The 18,649-nt window shown below is 48.5% G+C and carries 16 protein-coding genes and 2 riboswitches; of the genes, 11 read left to right on the forward strand and 5 right to left on the reverse strand.

Features of this window, described 5'->3' with window-relative positions; all coding sequences use genetic code 11:
• Positions 1-33 precede the first annotated feature (33 nt).
• Entirely contained in the window at positions 34-429 is a 396-nt protein-coding gene (locus tag BLQ44_RS08625) for a (deoxy)nucleoside triphosphate pyrophosphohydrolase (RefSeq protein WP_093193488.1), read from the forward strand.
• Here BLQ44_RS08625 and BLQ44_RS08630 read toward each other — a convergent pair.
• Entirely contained in the window at positions 413-3,223 is a 2,811-nt protein-coding gene (locus BLQ44_RS08630; protein ID WP_093193489.1) for a DEAD/DEAH box helicase, read from the reverse strand. The genes BLQ44_RS08625 and BLQ44_RS08630 overlap by 17 nt on opposite strands.
• Before the next feature lie 154 nt (positions 3,224-3,377).
• Here BLQ44_RS08630 and BLQ44_RS08635 point away from each other — a divergent pair, with 154 nt between their 5' ends.
• The 8 genes from BLQ44_RS08635 to BLQ44_RS08665 all read left to right on the forward strand — a co-directional run bounded on the left by BLQ44_RS08635 (position 3,378) and on the right by BLQ44_RS08665 (position 11,975).
• The gene (locus BLQ44_RS08635) at positions 3,378-4,013 is read left to right on the forward strand and encodes an FMN-dependent NADH-azoreductase (RefSeq protein WP_093193490.1); all 636 of its coding nucleotides are present in this window, start codon (positions 3,378-3,380) and stop codon (positions 4,011-4,013) included.
• Between the two features lie 142 nt (positions 4,014-4,155).
• The gene (locus tag BLQ44_RS16710; RefSeq protein WP_245688135.1) at positions 4,156-4,353 is read left to right on the forward strand and encodes a hypothetical protein; all 198 of its coding nucleotides are present in this window, start codon (positions 4,156-4,158) and stop codon (positions 4,351-4,353) included.
• Positions 4,344-5,258 (forward strand): GGDEF domain-containing protein, encoded by a 915-nt coding sequence (locus BLQ44_RS08640; RefSeq protein ID WP_245688136.1) that lies wholly within the window; start codon positions 4,344-4,346, stop codon positions 5,256-5,258. The genes BLQ44_RS16710 and BLQ44_RS08640 overlap by 10 nt, the downstream gene beginning before the upstream one ends.
• Positions 5,259-5,363: 105 nt before the next feature.
• Positions 5,364-5,467, forward strand: a riboswitch (SAM riboswitch).
• A 60-nt stretch (positions 5,468-5,527) separates the two neighbouring features.
• A riboswitch (SAM riboswitch) is annotated at positions 5,528-5,628 on the forward strand.
• 106 nt (positions 5,629-5,734) lie between these two features.
• Positions 5,735-6,895, forward strand: a complete 1,161-nt coding sequence (locus tag BLQ44_RS08645; RefSeq protein WP_093193491.1) for an acetyl-CoA C-acyltransferase — start codon at positions 5,735-5,737, stop codon at positions 6,893-6,895.
• Complete coding sequence (locus BLQ44_RS08650; protein ID WP_245688137.1) at positions 6,895-8,817, forward strand: acetoacetate--CoA ligase; 1,923 nt, start codon at positions 6,895-6,897, stop codon at positions 8,815-8,817. The genes BLQ44_RS08645 and BLQ44_RS08650 overlap by 1 nt, the downstream gene beginning before the upstream one ends.
• Position 8,818: 1 nt before the next feature.
• On the forward strand, positions 8,819-9,961 hold the full coding sequence (locus BLQ44_RS08655) for a thiolase family protein (protein ID WP_093193493.1): 1,143 nt from the start codon (positions 8,819-8,821) through the stop codon (positions 9,959-9,961).
• Entirely contained in the window at positions 9,958-10,371 is a 414-nt protein-coding gene (locus BLQ44_RS08660; protein ID WP_093193494.1) for a Zn-ribbon domain-containing OB-fold protein, read from the forward strand. The genes BLQ44_RS08655 and BLQ44_RS08660 overlap by 4 nt, the downstream gene beginning before the upstream one ends.
• 104 nt (positions 10,372-10,475) lie before the next feature.
• Positions 10,476-11,975, forward strand: coding sequence for a sodium:solute symporter family protein (locus BLQ44_RS08665; RefSeq protein ID WP_093193495.1), 1,500 nt, complete (start codon positions 10,476-10,478; stop codon positions 11,973-11,975).
• A 69-nt stretch (positions 11,976-12,044) separates the two neighbouring features.
• On the opposite strand, the gene BLQ44_RS08670 is transcribed toward BLQ44_RS08665, so the two are convergent.
• Positions 12,045-12,434, reverse strand: coding sequence for an NUDIX hydrolase (locus tag BLQ44_RS08670; RefSeq protein ID WP_093193496.1), 390 nt, complete (start codon positions 12,432-12,434; stop codon positions 12,045-12,047).
• Between the two features lie 190 nt (positions 12,435-12,624).
• Here BLQ44_RS08670 and BLQ44_RS08675 point away from each other — a divergent pair, with 190 nt between their 5' ends.
• On the forward strand, positions 12,625-14,166 hold the full coding sequence (locus BLQ44_RS08675) for a hypothetical protein (protein WP_093193497.1): 1,542 nt from the start codon (positions 12,625-12,627) through the stop codon (positions 14,164-14,166).
• Positions 14,167-14,767: 601 nt separating this feature from the next.
• Here BLQ44_RS08675 and BLQ44_RS08680 read toward each other — a convergent pair.
• Both BLQ44_RS08680 and BLQ44_RS08685 read right to left on the reverse strand, forming a co-directional pair.
• Positions 14,768-15,595, reverse strand: coding sequence for an ABC transporter permease (locus tag BLQ44_RS08680; RefSeq protein WP_093193498.1), 828 nt, complete (start codon positions 15,593-15,595; stop codon positions 14,768-14,770).
• A gap of 12 nt (positions 15,596-15,607) precedes the next feature.
• Complete coding sequence (locus BLQ44_RS08685; RefSeq protein ID WP_093193499.1) at positions 15,608-16,543, reverse strand: ATP-binding cassette domain-containing protein; 936 nt, start codon at positions 16,541-16,543, stop codon at positions 15,608-15,610.
• Between the two features lie 97 nt (positions 16,544-16,640).
• Here BLQ44_RS08685 and BLQ44_RS08690 point away from each other — a divergent pair, with 97 nt between their 5' ends.
• Positions 16,641-17,081 carry a MarR family winged helix-turn-helix transcriptional regulator gene (locus tag BLQ44_RS08690; protein WP_093193500.1) on the forward strand — a complete coding sequence of 147 codons (441 nt, stop codon included), beginning with the start codon at positions 16,641-16,643 and terminating at the stop codon, positions 17,079-17,081.
• Positions 17,082-17,283: 202 nt separating this feature from the next.
• Here the strand turns inward: BLQ44_RS08690 and BLQ44_RS08695 are convergent, their stop codons facing one another.
• Entirely contained in the window at positions 17,284-18,618 is a 1,335-nt protein-coding gene (locus BLQ44_RS08695) for a M20/M25/M40 family metallo-hydrolase (protein WP_093193501.1), read from the reverse strand.
• Between the last annotated feature and the right edge of the window lie 31 nt (positions 18,619-18,649).

Here is an 18,649-nt window from a genome sequence, read left to right on the forward strand (position 1 = left end):
CTCTTACATAGATTACGAGGAGGAACATTCTTCATGAAAAAACAAGTGAAAGTCGTCGCAGCCATCATTGAAAACGAACACGAAGAAATACTATGCGCTCTCCGCGCCACAGATATGAGCATCCCGAACATGTGGGAATTCCCCGGCGGAAAAGTCGAAAGCGAGGAATCCCTTCAGGAAGCACTCGAACGGGAAATCGAAGAAGAGCTCGGCTGCACAATCCAGGCAGGTGACGTCTTCAACAGAAACGTACATGAATATGACAAGTTCATCATAGAGCTCATTGCATTAGAAGCGACGCTCCAAAAAGGGACCCCTGAACCGAAAGAGCACGCACGGCTCGTGTGGCTGAAGCGAGAGAACCTGCTGTCTCTCGTCTGGGCACCTGCAGACATCCCGGCGGTCGAAGAGCTTATACCTTCTCCGTGAGTTCGGTGTACAGCTGTTCCGGCAGCCGGTGGTGAAGTTCCAATTGCACTTCGATCGGCTGCTGTCCCTGCCAGGAGAACGCATCCCCCTGCCCGATGTAAATGTACGGCTCGGTAATCCCGTTTTCGATCTGCTTATATTTTCGGACAAACAGATGGAGCCGAATGCCACGTTCACGGTTATAGAGAATATTTTTCCCGCGTTTCGAATCCTGCGTCGTACTGTTCGGCGTTTCCCATTGGAACTGGTCGCGGCTGACGAGCTTATCGTTGTAGTTGATGCTCTCCTTGATGTACGCTTCTTTGTGCAGATCGATGAACAGAAAGTAATCATTTCCATTCTGCAAAAGCCCGGACCCGCGGAATGCCGAATGACTCTTTCTGTAATTCGATAACAGCGCGGCATCCGCCATCTGATACTGCTCATACAGTTTGAAATGTGGCAAGCCATAATCACGACTGCCGAATTCCCGTTCATACCTGAGCAGCCCGTACTCCAGGACGTCCAGCAAATAAGACCGGTATTCCTCTTTCCCGATAAGCTTATCGAAAAGTACGGTCCGCTCTAAGGTTTCCCCATCAAAAGAGGCAAGTTTCGGCGTCCGTTCTTTTTCCCCGGAATCGAAAAACTCCTGATTTACATAACGTAATGCGTGATCTACACTATCTGAAGGTACCTCATCCACCCATTTTTTCATCTCCTGCTCCGCTTCTTCTATCGTCAGTGAACGTCTGTGAAGAAGCGCTCTTAACACAGCGAAATCGTAACTCCGCTTCAGCGGCAGCATCGACGACAGCCATTTGAGCGACTTTTCGAATGTATCATCCGCGATCAACGCCTTCAGATGCTCATCCTTCTCAGCAGTAGCTGTAAATTCAAGATATGTCCTCTTCTTTTTTATGAATGAAACCGGATCTGGTGCATTCTCATATGTATAATAATCCATCAGCCAGTACGGCACGTTCCCGGCTCGAACCCGCTTGAATTCCTGATATTGTTCGCGTAAATACTTCATAGACATGAACGATTCCTGATCGATCTGCGTAAGAATCCGTTCTTTCGATATCTCATCCATCTCGATATGTGTCGCTCCGGGGAGATGAGCAAACCCGGTGGAAATGGCGACTTTCAGACTTTCCTTGTCATAATAACGCTGACCATTCAGCGCGATAGCAATCAAGAAAGTCTTTGCGTGATTCCCGATGAAATCGAGCACCGTCAGAAATTCTTTCCCTTCATGCTTACGTAACCCGCGACCTAGCTGTTGGATGAAAATGATAGGCGAGTTCGTCGGTCTGAGCATCAGCACCGTATTCACGGAAGGAATGTCTACCCCTTCGTTGAAAATATCGACGGTGAACAGAAACTCTACCTCGTCCTCCTCTGATTCAAGCCGTTGGATTGCTTCCTGACGCTCGATGCCAGTATTATCCCCATCCAAAGCTAAGCTCGGAATCCCGCGTTTTCGGAACTCTTCCACCATATACCTCGCATGCTCCCTGCTGGCACAGAAGCCCAGTCCTTTTCTCTTCTCCCCATCGTGACCGTAGAAGTTCATTTTTTTGATAATGAAATCGACTCGCTCATTCACTTTGAGCCGTCTGGTAATTTCATCGATATCATCGATCGACACATCACTGAGATCTATATCATTGATATCCGTTACTCCGAAATAGTGAAACGGTACGATGATATCGTCTTCGAGCGCATCATGCAGCCGGACTTCAAGGGCGACGTTCTGATCGAACTGCTCAAAAATCGACTGCTGGTCCCCACGCTCAGGCGTTGCCGTCATCCCGAGCGTGAAATCCGCATCAAAATATTCGAATACCTCCTGGTACGTCGGGGCCGTCACGTGATGAGCCTCATCATAAACGATGTAATCAAAGGCTTCAGGATCAAACGAATCGTAATGGTTATGTAAAGTTCGTATGTTCGCAAAGAGATAATCCGCCTCGAAATCTTTCTGTGACCCCGTCAGCAGTCCGAACGAGACATCGAAATTGTGGAGGAGGTACTTGAACGTCTCCTTCGCTTTCTGCAGAATTTCCTCACGGTGTACGACGAACAGAAGACGTTTCGGTTGTACGCGACGCACGTCAAAGGCGGACATATACGTTTTCCCCGTTCCTGTGGCCGCAATAACGAGCGCTTTCTCCTCTCCGATCCCCCGCAGGCGATCCAGATTCTCCATCGCCCTCTTCTGCATCGTATTCGGCGTCACGTAGGAACTTTTTTCAAAGACGAGGGACTCCTGCGTCACTGTCTGCTTCAGGTTGCGTACGAGTTCTTCGTAGTCGTGCAGAAACTCATCATCGACTTTATTGCTTCTAGCCCACAAACTATCGAACTCTTCAAAAACCCTCGTCATGAATACATCATAATCCTTCGATATAAGCTCCACATTCCACTCCACATTACTCTTCAGCGCGTGCTGGGTTATGTTCGAAGAGCCGATGATCACTTTATAATAATCGTCATACTCAAATATGTATGCTTTCGTATGGAAGCCGGTCTTGTCCGTGATGAACACCTTCGATTCTATCGAAGGAAACTCTCTTAATTTCCGAAGCGCCCCGGGATCCGTGAAATTCAAATAGGTGGACGTCAGAATCTTTCCTTTGGTCCCTTCCGTTTCCGCTTCTTTCAAGGCTTCTAAAAGCAGTTGCAGGCCACTGAAATTGAGAAAAGCGACACTGAAGTAAAAGGCCCGGCACGTTTCAATGGATGATTTCAATTCCTGAAACAAATTACCGGAACCATTATTCACAATAAGTCGTGGTTCTTTCGACATATAAACACCTCTATTAATGGAAATAATTTGTACTCATCGTATAAGAATTTCCCCTTTTGATCAATGGTAGCGGTTTCCCAGGCAAAACACTGGATTCGAGATATCTGAACCTATTACAATGTGCTTTGTAACTTACAGACGAGGAGGACTCGACATGAACGTATTAGTAGTAAAAGCAAATAATAGACCGGATGGAATTTCCACAAGAATGTATGACACTTTCCTTGAACAGATAGAAGAAAATCAAGATTTGAATATAACTACGTATGACCTTTTCGAAGAGGACATGCCTTACTTTGGACAGGACTTATTCAGCGCTATCGGCAAACAGCAGGAAGGCGTTGAACTTAATGATACCGAAGCCCGTCTTCTTCAGGCTAAACAGAAAGCGAAAGATCTCGTAGCACAAGCAGATACAATCGTCCTGGCATTCCCGCTGTGGAACTTCACGGTTCCTGCGAAGATGCAGACCTTCATCGACTATCTCGCAGAAGCAGGATTCTCTTTCCGCTACACACCGGAAGGTCAGCATCAACCTCTTCTGACAGATAAACGAGTCATTATGCTGAACGCCCGCGGCGGCAATTATTCCGCTCCGGAAATGCAGCCGGTAGAGATGGCCGTGAATTATGTTCGCAACATTTTCGGAATGCATTTCGGTATGGATATCAAAAAAGAAGTCGTCATCGAAGGACACAACGCTGACCCGAATGCAGCAGAGACCATCATCAATGAAGGGCTCGAAGAAGTGAAGAAAACGGCACAGACGCTTGCTTATCAGAACGCATAGAAAAAGCTCCATGAGGTCACAGACCTCATGGATTTTTACTCGATAGTTTGTGAAATAATGAACGAGGGTATATGAATATAAAGTCCTATAATTATGATAAATTTTACAATGGGATGATAATAGATGAAAGGAGGTGCAGCAGATGATCATCAAAGAATTCATTTCAAATCTCGCAATTCTTACCACTGCCCTATTCCTCTACACTCAGTGGACCAAGGGGGCGCCTCTTTCACCTGCTGCACCTTTGAAGACGAAAGTTTTCAGCGGGATTATGGGCGGATTGTTAGGCAATATTCTCATGCTATACAGTGTTAACTTCGGGGAACGATTGTGGACTTGAGGCAGATTCCCCTCGCTATCGTCGCTTTTTATGGTGGACCGTTTCCTGCTGGTTTAGCAGGGGCGCTTATTATCGCAGGACGGTTCCTTCTGGGAGTGAACGAATCAGCGATCCTGGCGGGAGTCATGGTAGCGATTATGACGATCGCGGTGATTGCCTTAGCCAGATTACCTGTCCGTCGGACGAACAGACTACTCCTTATGGTGACGGCCACCAACTTCATTTTCTCCGGCTTCGCTTTTTATTTACTGAAGGACGACGCTGTTCTCACCATCGTTCTGTTTGCTTACTGGATAGCTTCTTACATCGGAATTTTCACTGCTTATTATCTCGTGGAATATGAACGCAAGCACCAGCGTTTGCTTAATCGATACAAGGATGAAGCTTCAACGGACAGTCTCACGGGCCTCAACAATACAAGGAAATTTGATGAACTATTCAATGAGATTAGCATCGAAGCGATGAAAAAAGATGAATCACTGACACTCTTATATGTCGATATCGATCATTTCAAACAAGTGAATGACACGTATGGCCACCCTGAGGGAGATGAAATACTGGCGGAACTCGGAAAACTTCTTCGTGAAAATGTCCGTTCTTTCGATGTCGTCAGCAGAAATGGAGGAGAAGAATTCTCTGTATTGCTTCTCGATGCTTCCCTGGAAAAAAGCCGTTATATCGGAGAACGCGTGCGAAAGAATGTTCAGCTTCACCCCTTCCTTCTAACTACAGGTAAATATATCCACATCACCGTCTCCATCGGCCTTGCCCACTATAAGGCAACGACTGCCGAGCCGGAACACCTTCTGAAAAATGCGGATAAAGCTCTTTATAAAGCGAAGCGGAGCGGCAGAAATAAGCTTTGTACGTATGAACCTGAACAATCCGGATCCAGGAGCGGTTGAAATCGCGCCTGGATTTTTGTTTTAATTTTCAAATTCTTCTCTCTTCTCCATTGACAAATGGATCATTCCCTTGCTATGATAGCCATTAATTCCATATCGGACGTATTCTTATCCAGAGAGGTGGAGGGACTGGCCCTGCGAAGCCCGGCAACCGCTACAATGTAGCAAGGTGCCAAATCCTACTGAGCGTTTGCTCGGGAAGATAAGAGAAATTTAGATTTCTTGCCTCTCTACTCATCCAGTGGAGAGGTTTTTTAATTGAATAGCATTTCTTATCCAGAGTGGCGGAGGGACTGGCCCTACGATGCCCGGCAACCTATCAGAAAGATAAGGTGCCAAATCCAGCAGGTATATTCCTGGAAGATAAGTCGAGACATCCTCTTCTTATCTCCAAGTAAGAAGAGTTTTTTTATTAATGAAATGCGGAAGATGCCGCTTAGATCTAATACATACACAGATACGAAAGGATGATCACCATGAGCATAGTCATTTTGGACGGAACGAGAACACCCTTTGGAAAATGGAAAGGAGCCCTTTCCCCTTTTTCGGCAAAAGAGTTAGCGACGCACGCGCTCACTAGCCTGATCGACCGTAACCCTGAAGCGAAACAGGCGGACGGCGTCCTTCTGGCTCAAGTGATCCAGGCGGGACAGGGACAGAATCCCGCTCGTCAGGTAGCGGCCCGTTCAGGTATCGACCTCCAAACGCCGGCAATCACCTTGAACAATGTCTGCCTCGGCGGACTCGCCACCATCGCCGACAGCTTCCGAAGAATCAAACTCGAGGAAGGCGAATTGTATGTCGTCGGCGGTTTCGATTCTATGACGAATGCACCGCATACCCTGCCTGTCCGCTCCGAGAACGGATTCGGACACGTAGAAGCAAGAGACACGCTGCTTCACGACGGTCTCTGGTGTTCCCTGACCGATGAATCGATGGGGGTTCTGACAGATAAAGTGAACGAAGATTACGACATAAACCGTGAATCGCAGGATAGATACGCAGCACAATCTCAATTAAGGGCAGCGGAAGCTCAGGCGAACGGACGCCTGAAAGCTGAAGTCAGTCCGATTCCCGACTATCTCGATGAGGATGAAGGCATTCGCCCATGGACCACGGAGGAAAAATTGGCGAAGCTCTCCCCTGCTTTTTCAAAAAACGGAACGATAACGGCAGGTAATGCTTCGCAAATGACGGACGGTGCGAGTATCGGCATTGTCACAACGTCAGAAAAAGCGCAAGTGCTCGGACGCACCCCTCTTGCTGAAGTGATCGACTGGTCGGAAATCGCCGGCCCGGATGAAAGCCTGCAGACGAAACCGTCACGCGCAATCAACGAGTTGCTTACTAAACACAACCTGACGACAGAAGACATCGACTTGTTCGAAATCAATGAAGCATTCGCCAGCGTCGTTCTTGCGAGTTGTGAAGAGCTCGACATCGATGAATCAAGAGTCAACGTCAACGGCGGAGCCATCGCTCTCGGCCACCCGCTCGGAGGTACAGGATTCCGACTCGTACTGACCCTTGCGCATGAGTTGAAGCGTCGTGGTGGCGGAAAAGGAATCGCATCACTATGCGGTGGCGGCGGCCAGGGAATGGCTGTACTGATTGATGTGCCGAAGGAGGAAGAATGATGACAGCTGTGAAAGAAAAGACCGACCATTTGTGGGAACCATCTCTTTCTCTGGTATCCAGTTCCCACCTGAAACAATTCGCCGACTTTGCAGGGCAGCCTCTCTACCCTTATGAACGACTCCATCGATGGTCCACCGCCAGACGCGATGAATTCTGGTCCGCTCTATGGGATTACGCAGGAATCATCGGGGACAAAGGTGATTCCGTTTACGAGCCTGGCGAAACGATGGCCGATGACCGGTGGTTCCCGGAAGCGACACTCAATTTCGCCGAAAACCTTTTGCGAGGCAACCCTGAACGAACGGCAGCACAGGAAGCCGATGAAGAAGGTTTGCAGCAAGCCATTTCTGTAAGTGGACTTCGTGAACAAGTGGCAAAAGTACAACACGGCCTTATGGACCTCGGCGTTCAGAAAGGAGACCGGGTAGCCGGCATCATCACCAACCAGATCGAAGGATTGGTCGCTTTGCTGGCCACTACCTCCCTCGGTGCTGTATGGACCTCCTGCTCTCCGGATTTCGGAGCTAAAGGAATCACGGACCGCATCGGGCAGGTAGAACCTAAGGTGCTGATTGCGACGGTTCACTATCAATATAAAGGAAAAGAATACGATATCCGCGACAAAGTGAAAGAAACGTTCGAAAACCTGGAGAAAACCGAATCTCTCATCACCCAAAAAGGGCAGATTGAGGGAAGCATCACTTGGGAATCATTGCTGGAACACCCTGCCGCTACACCGATTTTTGAACAAGTACCATTCGATCATCCGCTGTACATTTTGTACACGTCCGGCACGACGGGACTTCCTAAAGCAATTGTTCATTCCACAGGCGGCACGCTTCTTCAACACCTGAAGGAACATCAACTCCACTGTGATGTACAGAAAGACGATACATTGTTCTGGTATACGAACACAGCGTGGATGATGTATCCGTGGCTTGTATCAGGGCTTGCGAGCGAGGCGACGCTTCTTCTATACGACGGCTCTCCTGCTCCGGCGCATTCGTTGACTCATTTGTGGGAAATCGCTGATGAAGCCGGCATCACGCATTTCGGAACGAGTCCGAAGTACCTGGAGACACTGCAGAAAGAAGGCGTCCACCTTCAGAACAGTCATTCCCTGACTTCACTGAAGAGCTTGTTGTCCTGCGGAGCGCCGCTTGCTCCGGAACAGTATGACTGGATTTACGATACGATCAAATCGGATCTATTGCTGGCTTCGATTTCAGGAGGCACCGAAATCATCGGATGCTTCATCATGGGGTCTCCGATCCACCCTGTGAAACGAGGAGAATTGACCTGTAAAGCTCTCGGCATGGCTGTCGATGTATGGGACGAGCGCGGGGCTTCGGTCTATGAGCAAAAAGGCGATCTCGTATGTACGGAATCATTCCCGAGTATGCCTATCACATTTTACGGGGAAAACGGCGATGAGCGCTATCGCTCGAGCTACTTCTCGAAACGTCCCGGCATATGGACCCACGGAGACCTGGCTGAACAGACACTTGATGAAGCGTTCATCATTTATGGACGAGCCGACACGACCCTGAACCCTGGTGGCATCCGTATCGGAACAGCGGAAATCTACCGGGTTACGGAACATCTTCCAGGCGTAGAAGACTCTCTTGTGTTCGGGTGGCCGAAAGGAAATGACGAAGAGATCGTCCTCTGTATAACCGGTGAAATCACTACGGAGCTGGCTCAATCCATTCGTCGTGAGATCCGTAGCAAGGCTTCACCGCGACACATACCTAAACGTATCTATCAGGTTCCTTCCATCCCTTATACGAATAATGGAAAGAAAGTGGAAGGGGCTGCAAAAACGGCAGCTCTTGGAGGAACCGTGAAAAACAAAGCATCCATCCAGAACCCGGAAAGCCTCGAAGCTTTCGGGCAACTAGAAGAAAGGACGTATTACTAAGATGAGCGCAGCTATCGTGGGAATCGGTGAACTGACACCGGTCCGCTACTCAGAAGGAAAGACGACCCTAAGCCTGATCGCCGAATCCGTCATCGCCGCTTTGAACGACGCAGGCCTGGAGAAAGAAGACATCGACGGACTGCTCGTCGGTCCTCAGGTCGGCGAAACGCCGCAGCATGTTCCTGCAACGGTATCCGAGTACCTTGGAATCGAGCCGGTCATGTCCAACACGGTAGACTTGGGCGGCGCGACGGGGCCAGGCATGGTTTGGAGGGCAGCCGCCGCCATTCAGATGGGTATGTGCGACACGGTTGTTTGTGTCCTTGCCAATAAAAATGAAAAAGGGGAAGTTCTAAAGTCCCCGAACCGTAATCCTATCCGTGAATTCGACGTACCGTTCGGAGCGTCCGGAGCCAACACTTCCTATGCTCTACTCAAACGACTGCACATGGAACAGTACGGCTCTACGCAGGAAGACTTTGCGAAGATTGCCTATCGTGCGCGCGAGAATGCCCAACTGAATCCGAAAGCCATTTTCCACGGGAAACCGAATTCTGTAGAAGATATCCTGCAATCTCCAATGATTGCAGACCCACTCCATCTATTAGAAATAGTCATGCCGGTAGCAGGTGGGGCCGCAGTCATCGTCACTTCGGAGAAAAAAGCCACTGCCGCAAAACATAAGCCTGTGTTCCTGAAAGGCGCCGGAGAAAAAATCACCCACCGCGCCGTAAGTCAGGCGCCGGATTCGCTTCCGTTCGACTACTCCATCCCGAGAGCATTGAAGCAGGCGAAAGTGAACATAGAAGACATGGATCTTCTCTCCTTATATGACTGCTACACCAGCGTCGTCGCAACACAGCTCGAGAGTGCAGGGTTATGTGCTCCCGGTAAGTTCGGGGACTTTGTCCGCGACCACAGCTTCGCTCCGGACGGGGAATATCCTTTGAATACTCACGGAGGTCAGCTAGGGTTCGGGCAAGCGGATCTTGCCGGTGGAATGTCCCACGTCGTGGAGGCCGTCCTGCAATTACGCGGGGAAGCGGAAGGCAGGCAGATTCCACATGCCACCAACGCTCTCGTCACCGGAAACGGAGCAACCTTGAGCGAAACGACCGCGCTCATTTTAGGAGGGACACCATGACCGATTTCCAGAACGTTTCATTACCGGGACCGACCATTACACCAATCAGCCAGCCATTCTGGGATTCGTTGAAGCAAGGCGCTTTCACACTTCAACGCTGCAATATATGTGAAGGGTGGATATTTTATCCTCGGGCTCACTGTCCGCACTGCTTTTCCCAGTCACTTCGGTGGGAAGAAGCTTCCGGGCGGGGCCGCTTGAAGACATGGAGCATCGTTCATCGGCCTGGCAACCCGGCATGGCAGAAGTTGGCCCCTTATGCCGTGGGTGTTGTTGAACTTGAGGAAGGACCCTCGATTCTTACCCATATCTTATCGGACACGCATCAATTCGATTACCTGCAGAAAGTGAAAGTCAACATGATCACCACGGGAGATCAGCCGCTTCCGTTCTTCGAAGTCTATTCATAGGAGGAACATACATGATACTCAGTTATTTCATTTTAGTAGCAATCTTCTGGATTGTCGGACTCGTACTTTGGAAAACCATTTACGTACAGAAAGGAAACTAAACTATGCTAACAGACTCTAGCGTCCTGCTATGGACAGTCATTCTACTACTTATCGCTTATTTCGGACTCGTCACCTGGATCGGCAGAAAAGGGAAGAAGCACAGCCAGTCCATGGCCGGCTTCGCCACAGCCCGTGGGAAAGTGAATCCCTGGATTGTAGGGGCAAGCTTCGCCACCTCCTACGCAAGTGCCAACCTTTTCATCGGGGTGCCGGGGCTCGCTTATCAATATGGTACGGCGGTACTCTGGTACACACTGGGATGCTTCGGAGTATCATGGGTAGCGCTGCTTCTATTCACGAAAACATTCTGGCGCTACGGAAAGAAATTCGGACGTGTATCCACTCTTCCTGAATGGCTCGGGAAACGGTACAATTCCAAAGCGCTTCAGGCTCTTGTCTCTATTCTGATTTTATTCAATGTGTATTATATTGTGGGACAAAACGTCGGACTCGCCACGATTTTCGAAACGGTCATCGGCATTCCTTACACATGGGGAATCGTCATAGGGGTAACTATCACCATCCTTTACATCGGACTCGGAGGAGCCTACGCACAGATTGTCACGGATGGAATTCAGGGGATCTTCATGGCTATCACGTCGGTCTTTGTAGCCCTGTCGTTTCTATGGACAATCGGTGGCGGTTGGAATGTGTTCGGTGAACTGACGAGTAAGCTGTCTGCCATCGATACCAACCTGACCACAGCTGTCGCAAGTGGCGGCCCTTACAATAGTGTTCTGGCTATTATGGCCGTTCAATTCCTATTGTTCAGCTTCGTTTTGATGCCTCACCTGCTGAACAAAGTATTATCGATTGAAACGGAAGAGGAACTTGCGCCGTTCACCCTCTCTGCAGGGATCGTCCTTTGCATCATTTCGACACTCATGGTTCTTGGAGGACTGGCTGCTCGAGTGCTCTACCCGTCTCTTGCCAGTGCCGATGCCGCTATTCCGATGTACATCATCGAAGCATTCCCGGCCGTCATCGCCGCACTCATGATCGTCGGAATCGTTTCCGCCATTTTGTCGAGTACGGACAGTCTCTATCTCGGAATCACAACCAGTATCGGTAATGATCTCTATCGTGTGGTCGCTCCAATTTTATCAAAGAAACAACTATCGGAGACACAACTGGACGGTCGTGCTTTGAAAGTCGCTAAAGGCTCCCTCATCGCTGTCGGACTTCTGTCGCTTTACTTCTCTCTTGAACGACCGGAATCTCTATCGATTCTGATCCAATTCAGTTTCTCTGCCATCATCTCAGGCATCATTGCACCGATCACTCTGGGTTATTTCTGGAACCGTGGCAATAATTACGGGGCCATCGCCGCATTGATCACCGGTGCGTCTTTGTACGTGCTGTTCACCAGTCAGAATATGATTGCGAACATCTACCTGGCTATGTTCTTCAGTTCTGTCGCATCATTCTTAGTGATGTTCATTGTCAGTACGTTGACTGCCAAGCAGGAATCATCAGCGTACGCATTGAAAAAAAGCATATAATGAAAAGGAGCAGTCGCCATTCAGTGACTGCTCCTTACTTAGTGCTGATACCCATCTTTATTCATCCTTTCAAAACACTCTTGAAATATAGTCTCCATACCCTTCTTGAAAAGGAACCTGTTCCTCACGGGAGATCCATTGCATGTGAAAATCGTCCGAGTCACTCACTTCTCCACTCTCATCAGCAGTAACCAATCTATAGAAGAATCGATGATATAGATTTCCGTCTTCACTCTTCCACAAATCGTCCGTAACGAAAGTCATGTCCTCGAATTCTTCGATCCCCGTCTGATCTTTCACTTCCTGGAGGACGGAACTGTACGTATCTTCCTGGTTCTTCAGAATACGCCTCGGAACCCGCAGGTCGCTCAAGTTCTCCAAGGGTTGAAGGGTCAATATTTGAGGTTCCCCTTCTACATATCTCACTACGTACGCGTACACTTTCTTCACAGGATTCATCTATCGTCCTCCTTCTGTCATTCTCTATACCTTTATTCCCTTTCCGGCGCCAATCATACCAAAATGGATAAGAAAGTTTTGTTAAACTTTAATTAATTCACCATTAAAATATCCACATTTCAAAAAGATATGAAACTATTTTCCAGAAAATTCGTATTAGTAGTACACTTGAAGACAGGAGGTGAAATTCATGAAGAAACATTGGATCATGCCGCTGATCGTTCTTGCGATAGGAATAGCACTATTAGCCTTTCAGAATTACAAAGAAGCATCCACCCCGCCTTCCGATTCATGGAGTAGGGAAACAGACGTAGGTACAACCACCGTGCGTTCCGGTATCGATGCGATTCAGACAGAGGAAGGTACCTACAGAATCGCTTACTTCAAAGAAAACGCTCTGGTCGAACGTACATATGATGAGAACCTGAATAAGACCGGCGAACAGGAAACATCCGTTTCTGGTGCAACCGGTTCTGAAGTATTTATAAGTCAGAATCGCACGCTTTATTCAACAGGTGGTACGATTTATCAGACAGGCAGCCAGGAACCACTCGTAGACTCGGAGATTTTTCGTCCTTTAGAAAATGGAATCATTTATTTATCCGGAGGAAAGGTGGTTTACGTGGATGCGGAGACACTTCAGGAGACGACCATCACGGAGAATGTTCCGAAGGCCGCTTCTGTTCATGCTTATGAAGCAGGCGAAGTAGCATTCGTTTCCATCAGCGAAGCAGATGACAATCATATCTCTACTACCATCTATCGCCGGCAGGGAGATGAGGTTTCTATCCTTGAAGAAATGGAGTCCGAGTTGTCTCCCTCTTTGAAAATGGAAGAAGTCTATCCGCTTGTGACTAGCGGCAAGCCGCAATTGCTCGTCAGTGCCGTGCCTGCCTTTCAAAGGTCCGCTTCCGGCGAAAAAGATTTCTACCTGGCGAATAAGGAAGAGAACCTTCAGACCCTGTCACGCATCTCCTTCACAGATCCTGTATCAGGCTCTCTCCTTGAAGAAATCGAAGACCTGAAGGTTATAGCAAAAGGGGAAGAAGCCTCTGTCCTTTTCCGCGCGCAAGGATTTACGGAAACAAAGACAAGCGGATCGGAAGCGTTCAACGTTTATGAAGGTGTCGTAGAAGAAGGCGAAATGAGTTCAGTGCGGCTCAGCAACACCCCGCGGTTATCTGTAAAACCTGCAACCGCATCTGAAGAAGTCATTGCATGGCTCGACATCGGCGCTGAACGAAATACAGTTTTCATGGCTGCTTCTGTGAATCAGGCTGGCTTTCCATCGTCCGCATTAACGTGGGACACGGCGCTTCGTACGGCAGGCAAAACGCTCACGATGCTGTCGACCGGACTGATGACGATATTCCTGACCGTCATGTGGTACGCTCCTCCTCTTCTCCTGATGGGCGCATGGACGTTCCGTCGACGCAATCCGTTCGATGAAGAAAAAGAGTGGTCGTTCTACGCGTCGGTCGGCTTTTACACAGCGGTCGCGCTCCTTTTCCATCAGCACTTGTTCAAAGCTCAGGTGATCGGTGGTCTGCCAGAATTCTTAGGTTTTACCGGCAGCCCGTTCGTGATCATTCTGTTCTTTTCTCTGATAGCTCTGGTGATTGTGAAATTGTCCGACTTGGATAAATGGTGGGGCATCCCGGGCAGAGTCGCTTACTTCATAGGTATGCACATTCTGTTTATGACTGTGTTTATTGGGCCTTATATATTTTAAAGGGAAAAGCGTAGAAGGCCCGCTTAGAAACCTCAGTCACAAGGAGAACTGTCAGACAAAAAGCGCTCTTTCTTTTTTTCTGATCTGTTCTCCTTGTGGCTCGGGGTTTCTGGCTTTCGTAGCTAGACATAGAAAAGCGGATAAGAACGTTTAGAAGCTCAAATATAAGCAGACGAGCCTGGCTTCGAGCGTTCTTTCTCGAAACAGGGTTGGCTGCTTATATTTCGGGCTTCTGTTCTTCGCAGCTAGCCACGAAAAGCGGAGACACCTTGCTCAACCCTTCTCGCATAAGTGAAAATCAGCCTAAAGAAGTTCTTTCCTTCTTTATGGGTGGTTTTCACTTATGTCGCTAAGGGCTAGGTGTCGCAGCTAGATCACGAAAAGCGGAGAAGGCCCGCATTAATGAAACGTTTTTAACGAGAATTACTCATTAAACAATCGCAAAAGATTGTTAATGCGGTGTTTTTCATTTAAATTGACCGGAAATTATCGGATACACGTAGTTTTGCGATGGTTTCCCCTTATTTTCTTCTGAAAACTGTAGCATAATTACCACAAAAAAGACGCAGCCGATATGACTGCGTCTTTCCTTATTCATAAATCAAGCATTCGCCCGTTGGAAACTGAACGTCGCAAACAATACAAGCAGTGCTGCGAATCCGGCGATGAAGATGACTTCCGCAAACATCGTCACTTCCTGGCCGAACACACTCAAGTTCAGCCCCATTGCATCGAGCACGGCTACCGGCATATTTTCCACATCAATCATTATTTTCTTCATGACGTCCACCCCGTACGTGACGGGATTGATCTTAACGATGATATCCATCCACGCCGGCATATTGCTTACCGGAAACAACGCACCAGATAAGAAGATCATCGGCATGACTAGGATCTGGACGGTCAGCTGAAAGCCCTGTGTCGAACTGATCAGGCTGGCGAACAGGAGTCCGAGTCCCGACAACGCACAACCGAGCAGGAACATGAACGGAATGACCTGAATCAGAGCCATGAGGTTATACGACAACCCGAGAAACGGGATGAGAAGAAACAGAATCACACCCTGGATCGTCGCAATCGTCGCTGCCCCCAGCATTTTCCCTATCGCAATACTGACCCGGGAAATCGGGGAGACCAGAATCTCTTTCATATACCCGAAATCTTTGTCCTCAATCACAGACATGGCAGAAAAAATCGATGTCATCAACAAGGTCATCGCTACAATTCCTGGGAATACGAATTCTACGTAATTGAAACCTTCTGCTCCTTCCGGCATATTTCCGGCCATCATCGATTCCATCGAACCGCTCATCCCGCCGCCGAAAATAAGCAAGAACAGAATCGGCATCGAGAAGGACCCTATAAGACGGGCCCGGTCCCTGAAGAATTTCGTAAGATCCCTTTGCCAAATCGCAAATATCCCTTCCATTTTTCTTCCCTCCTATTCTTTTGCATCTCCGATTTTCCGTCCGGTGAATGAAAGAAAGACGTCATTCAGTGTCGGTTTTCGGATATTAAGTCGTGTAATCGGAATTTCCAATGTTTTGATGAACGATGAAATGAACGCGTCACTACTCTGCACTTTCAAGTGAATCGTGTCTCCTTTGACAGACACTTCTGCCCCATTCACTTTTTCCTCAATCTCCCGTAAAGCCTGGTCGTTGTCTTCTGTTGAAAGTTCAATCATATCTCCGCCGAGCTGGTCTTTCAGAGCCGTCGGTGAATCGATAGCGATGATATCCCCCTGGTCCATAATAGCGACCCGGTCACTGATCTCCGCTTCATCCAGGTAGTGGGTCGTCAGGAACATCGTGATGCCCTCTTTTTCTTTCAGCTTCAATATATACTCCCATAAGTGAGACCTCGTCTGCGGATCGAGTCCGACCGTCGGCTCATCAAGAAAAAGAACCTTCGGATAGTGAAGCAGACCGCGGGCAATCTCCAGACGACGTTTCATTCCGCCGGAGAACGTCTCGACACGCTGCTGGCGTTCGTCCACCAGGTCGACGATTTCAAGGACTTCATGGATTCTTTCCTGACGTTTGTCTTTCGGAACATTATAAAAACGGCAATGCAGCATCAGGTTTTCGTTAGCCGTCAGTTTTTCATCCAGCGTATTTTCCTGAAAAATGATACCGATGCTGGCACGCACTTTGTCTTTTTCCTTTTTGGCATCATAGCCGTTGATCGTGATGCTCCCGGACGTGGGCTTCAGCATCGTACAGATCATGTTGATTGTCGTACTTTTACCTGCCCCGTTAGGACCTAGGAAGCCGAAAATCTCCCCTTCTTCCACTTCAAAATTGATAGCTTTCACAGCTTCTGTCTGTTTATATTTTTTCGTTAAATCTTTTACAGATATAATCGGGCTACTCATCATTACTCCCCCTGAACGAAATAGTTATGATATAATAACTATTAATATTATCCACTTTTCTATAGGAAAAGTCAAAGAGAAAGGAGCAGAAAGGCTCATGAATTCAGACAACGAACTCGTCGACCGGATCCTAAGTGTACTGCCGGCCCTTCCGAAGAAACTATTCGGCGACATCCAGCCATTTCAGGAGAGTGATCTTCATCCGACACACGTACATATCCTTCACATCATTGAACAGGAGGGAGCTGTGCCGATGAAGACAATCGCTCAGAAACTTGCTATCAATAAATCGAATCTGACACCACTCGTCCGGAAACTGATCGATTATGGACTTCTGGAGAAGACGAAGTGGTCAGAAGATCGCCGCGTGACTCTAGTGCAACTTACCGGAGACGGCTCTTCCTTTCTCGGAGATAAGAAAAAACATATGGAAGACAAGCTGCGCGAACGATTGGATACGTTATCTGCGGAGGATCGGCAAACGCTGCACGATACATTTTCCCAGTTGTCCGTGATTTTGGATAAAATGAATCGGTGAGAATGTGTTACGGTACGTTCGCGGAGCGATAACTCGTTCGAGTGGTCCATTTCATACGAAATGAACCGTTCAGACGTGCCTCAGGGCTTGTGAACGTACCGATTTTCAAAGAATGGACCGCTCAGACCAAGGACCTATTTCTGAACGGTTCAATTCAATAACCATAAGAAAAGCGGACCCGGCAATCCGGATCCGCCAACACTTATGCTCTTGCCCGAACTCTTCGATTCACAAGACGCTTCAGCGAACGATGATTTTCCAAAACCCTGCGCATGACCCGAGCCGTTTCATAACAAGCATCTACATCAAGCGTCTCTTCCTCCGTATGCTCATGACGGTAACCGACGGACAGGTTCACGGTCTCGATACCCGCTTCCGCCCATATGCGAGCATCACTGCTGCCACCGCGGACACAAGACCACCCGCTTCCCGCTATTTCCTTCACCCAGGAACCGAAATGTTTGGAACAAAAGTCCATGCCACCTCCGCGCACGACGACATCTCCCGTTCCACGGCGGTCCAGAACGAAAGCGGCATCCACGCCCCACAGGAACACAGGATTCACATGACGACTTCCCTGCAGCCCGATTTCCTCCTCCACCGTAAAGGCGATTTTCAACGTACCGTCAAAATGACTTCCGGCATGACGTAACACCTCAAGAATAATAGCGATCCCGGCCCGGTCATCCGCACCGAGAATCCCTTCGTCCGATGTCCACGTGCTTCCGTTTTTCAAAATAGAACGACCCGCGACCATTTCATCAAACACATCCAGATGAGCGTTCAGCAGTACGACAGGCCCTCTTCCATGGCCACATACTTTCCGTGCCAGCAGATTTCCGTATTCATCAACGACCATATCATCGACATGTGGAGCAATTTCTTGTTTCACAAAACTCCGGACTCGCCCTTCGTTCTGGCTCACCCCCGGAATCATCAGCAGTTCCTCCAGCTTCTCTTCAAAACGATTCCGCTCTTTCTCTTCAAAAAATTGAAGAATTTTATCGGTATCCTCCACCGAGTCCATCTCACTCATCGCCTCGGCGCAGTCCACAAGTTCTGAAAGCTCTGCATTTATTTTGATACCGGACCTTGTGATTCTGACCCTTTTTTCAAAAACCACTTCCAAGAGCTGAGCTGCTTTTTCGACCGTCTCCTGGTCGATGAAATCCAGATGAGCCGGCCGTCGTCCGTGACCATCACAGCTATATACCGTCTTCAACCCTAACCGGTTCATCTGCATGACGAGACCGCTGATATGCGTATCCATCTCCTCAAGCGTCGGGTTTCCTGCAACTATTTCTGTACGCCCTCGCCCCGGCACCTCGAGCGTTTCTGCCCAAGCTTTTTCTGAGACAGGGGTCTGACTGATGACCATCCATTCACCCTCCAAGGAATATTTCACGTCAAGACGATGCAGAGCATCACAGGCAAACTGGATGTTTTCCTTCCGTTCCTTTTCCCAGGAAAATACATCCTTCTTCTGCTCCACCACATCAAATCCATACCGTACCATCAGCTGCTTCCACGTTTTCATCAGGTATCCTCTCCTTTTGATTTGGGATACC

Origin of the sequence: Salimicrobium halophilum (assembly GCF_900100295.1) — a bacterium.
In the GTDB taxonomy this organism is placed as follows: domain Bacteria; phylum Bacillota; class Bacilli; order Bacillales; family Halobacillaceae; genus Salimicrobium; species Salimicrobium halophilum.

Excerpts from the sequence above, each read along its gene's own strand:
- BLQ44_RS16710 (WP_245688135.1), top strand. The coding sequence starts at position 4,156 with ATGATCATCAAAGAATTCATTTCAAATCTCGCAATTCTTACCACTGCC.
- BLQ44_RS08695 (WP_093193501.1), bottom strand. The coding sequence starts at position 18,618 with ATGAAAACGTGGAAGCAGCTGATGGTACGGTATGGATTTGATGTGGTG.
- BLQ44_RS08625 (WP_093193488.1), top strand. The coding sequence starts at position 34 with ATGAAAAAACAAGTGAAAGTCGTCGCAGCCATCATTGAAAACGAACAC.
- BLQ44_RS08650 (WP_245688137.1), top strand. The coding sequence starts at position 6,895 with ATGACAGCTGTGAAAGAAAAGACCGACCATTTGTGGGAACCATCTCTT.
- BLQ44_RS08670 (WP_093193496.1), bottom strand. The coding sequence starts at position 12,434 with ATGAATCCTGTGAAGAAAGTGTACGCGTACGTAGTGAGATATGTAGAA.
- BLQ44_RS08630 (WP_093193489.1), bottom strand. The coding sequence starts at position 3,223 with ATGTCGAAAGAACCACGACTTATTGTGAATAATGGTTCCGGTAATTTG.
- BLQ44_RS08690 (WP_093193500.1), top strand. The coding sequence starts at position 16,641 with ATGAATTCAGACAACGAACTCGTCGACCGGATCCTAAGTGTACTGCCG.
- BLQ44_RS08685 (WP_093193499.1), bottom strand. The coding sequence starts at position 16,543 with ATGAGTAGCCCGATTATATCTGTAAAAGATTTAACGAAAAAATATAAA.
- BLQ44_RS08645 (WP_093193491.1), top strand. The coding sequence starts at position 5,735 with ATGAGCATAGTCATTTTGGACGGAACGAGAACACCCTTTGGAAAATGG.
- BLQ44_RS08655 (WP_093193493.1), top strand. The coding sequence starts at position 8,819 with ATGAGCGCAGCTATCGTGGGAATCGGTGAACTGACACCGGTCCGCTAC.
- BLQ44_RS08665 (WP_093193495.1), top strand. The coding sequence starts at position 10,476 with ATGCTAACAGACTCTAGCGTCCTGCTATGGACAGTCATTCTACTACTT.
- BLQ44_RS08680 (WP_093193498.1), bottom strand. The coding sequence starts at position 15,595 with ATGGAAGGGATATTTGCGATTTGGCAAAGGGATCTTACGAAATTCTTC.
- BLQ44_RS08660 (WP_093193494.1), top strand. The coding sequence starts at position 9,958 with ATGACCGATTTCCAGAACGTTTCATTACCGGGACCGACCATTACACCA.
- BLQ44_RS08675 (WP_093193497.1), top strand. The coding sequence starts at position 12,625 with ATGAAGAAACATTGGATCATGCCGCTGATCGTTCTTGCGATAGGAATA.
- BLQ44_RS08635 (WP_093193490.1), top strand. The coding sequence starts at position 3,378 with ATGAACGTATTAGTAGTAAAAGCAAATAATAGACCGGATGGAATTTCC.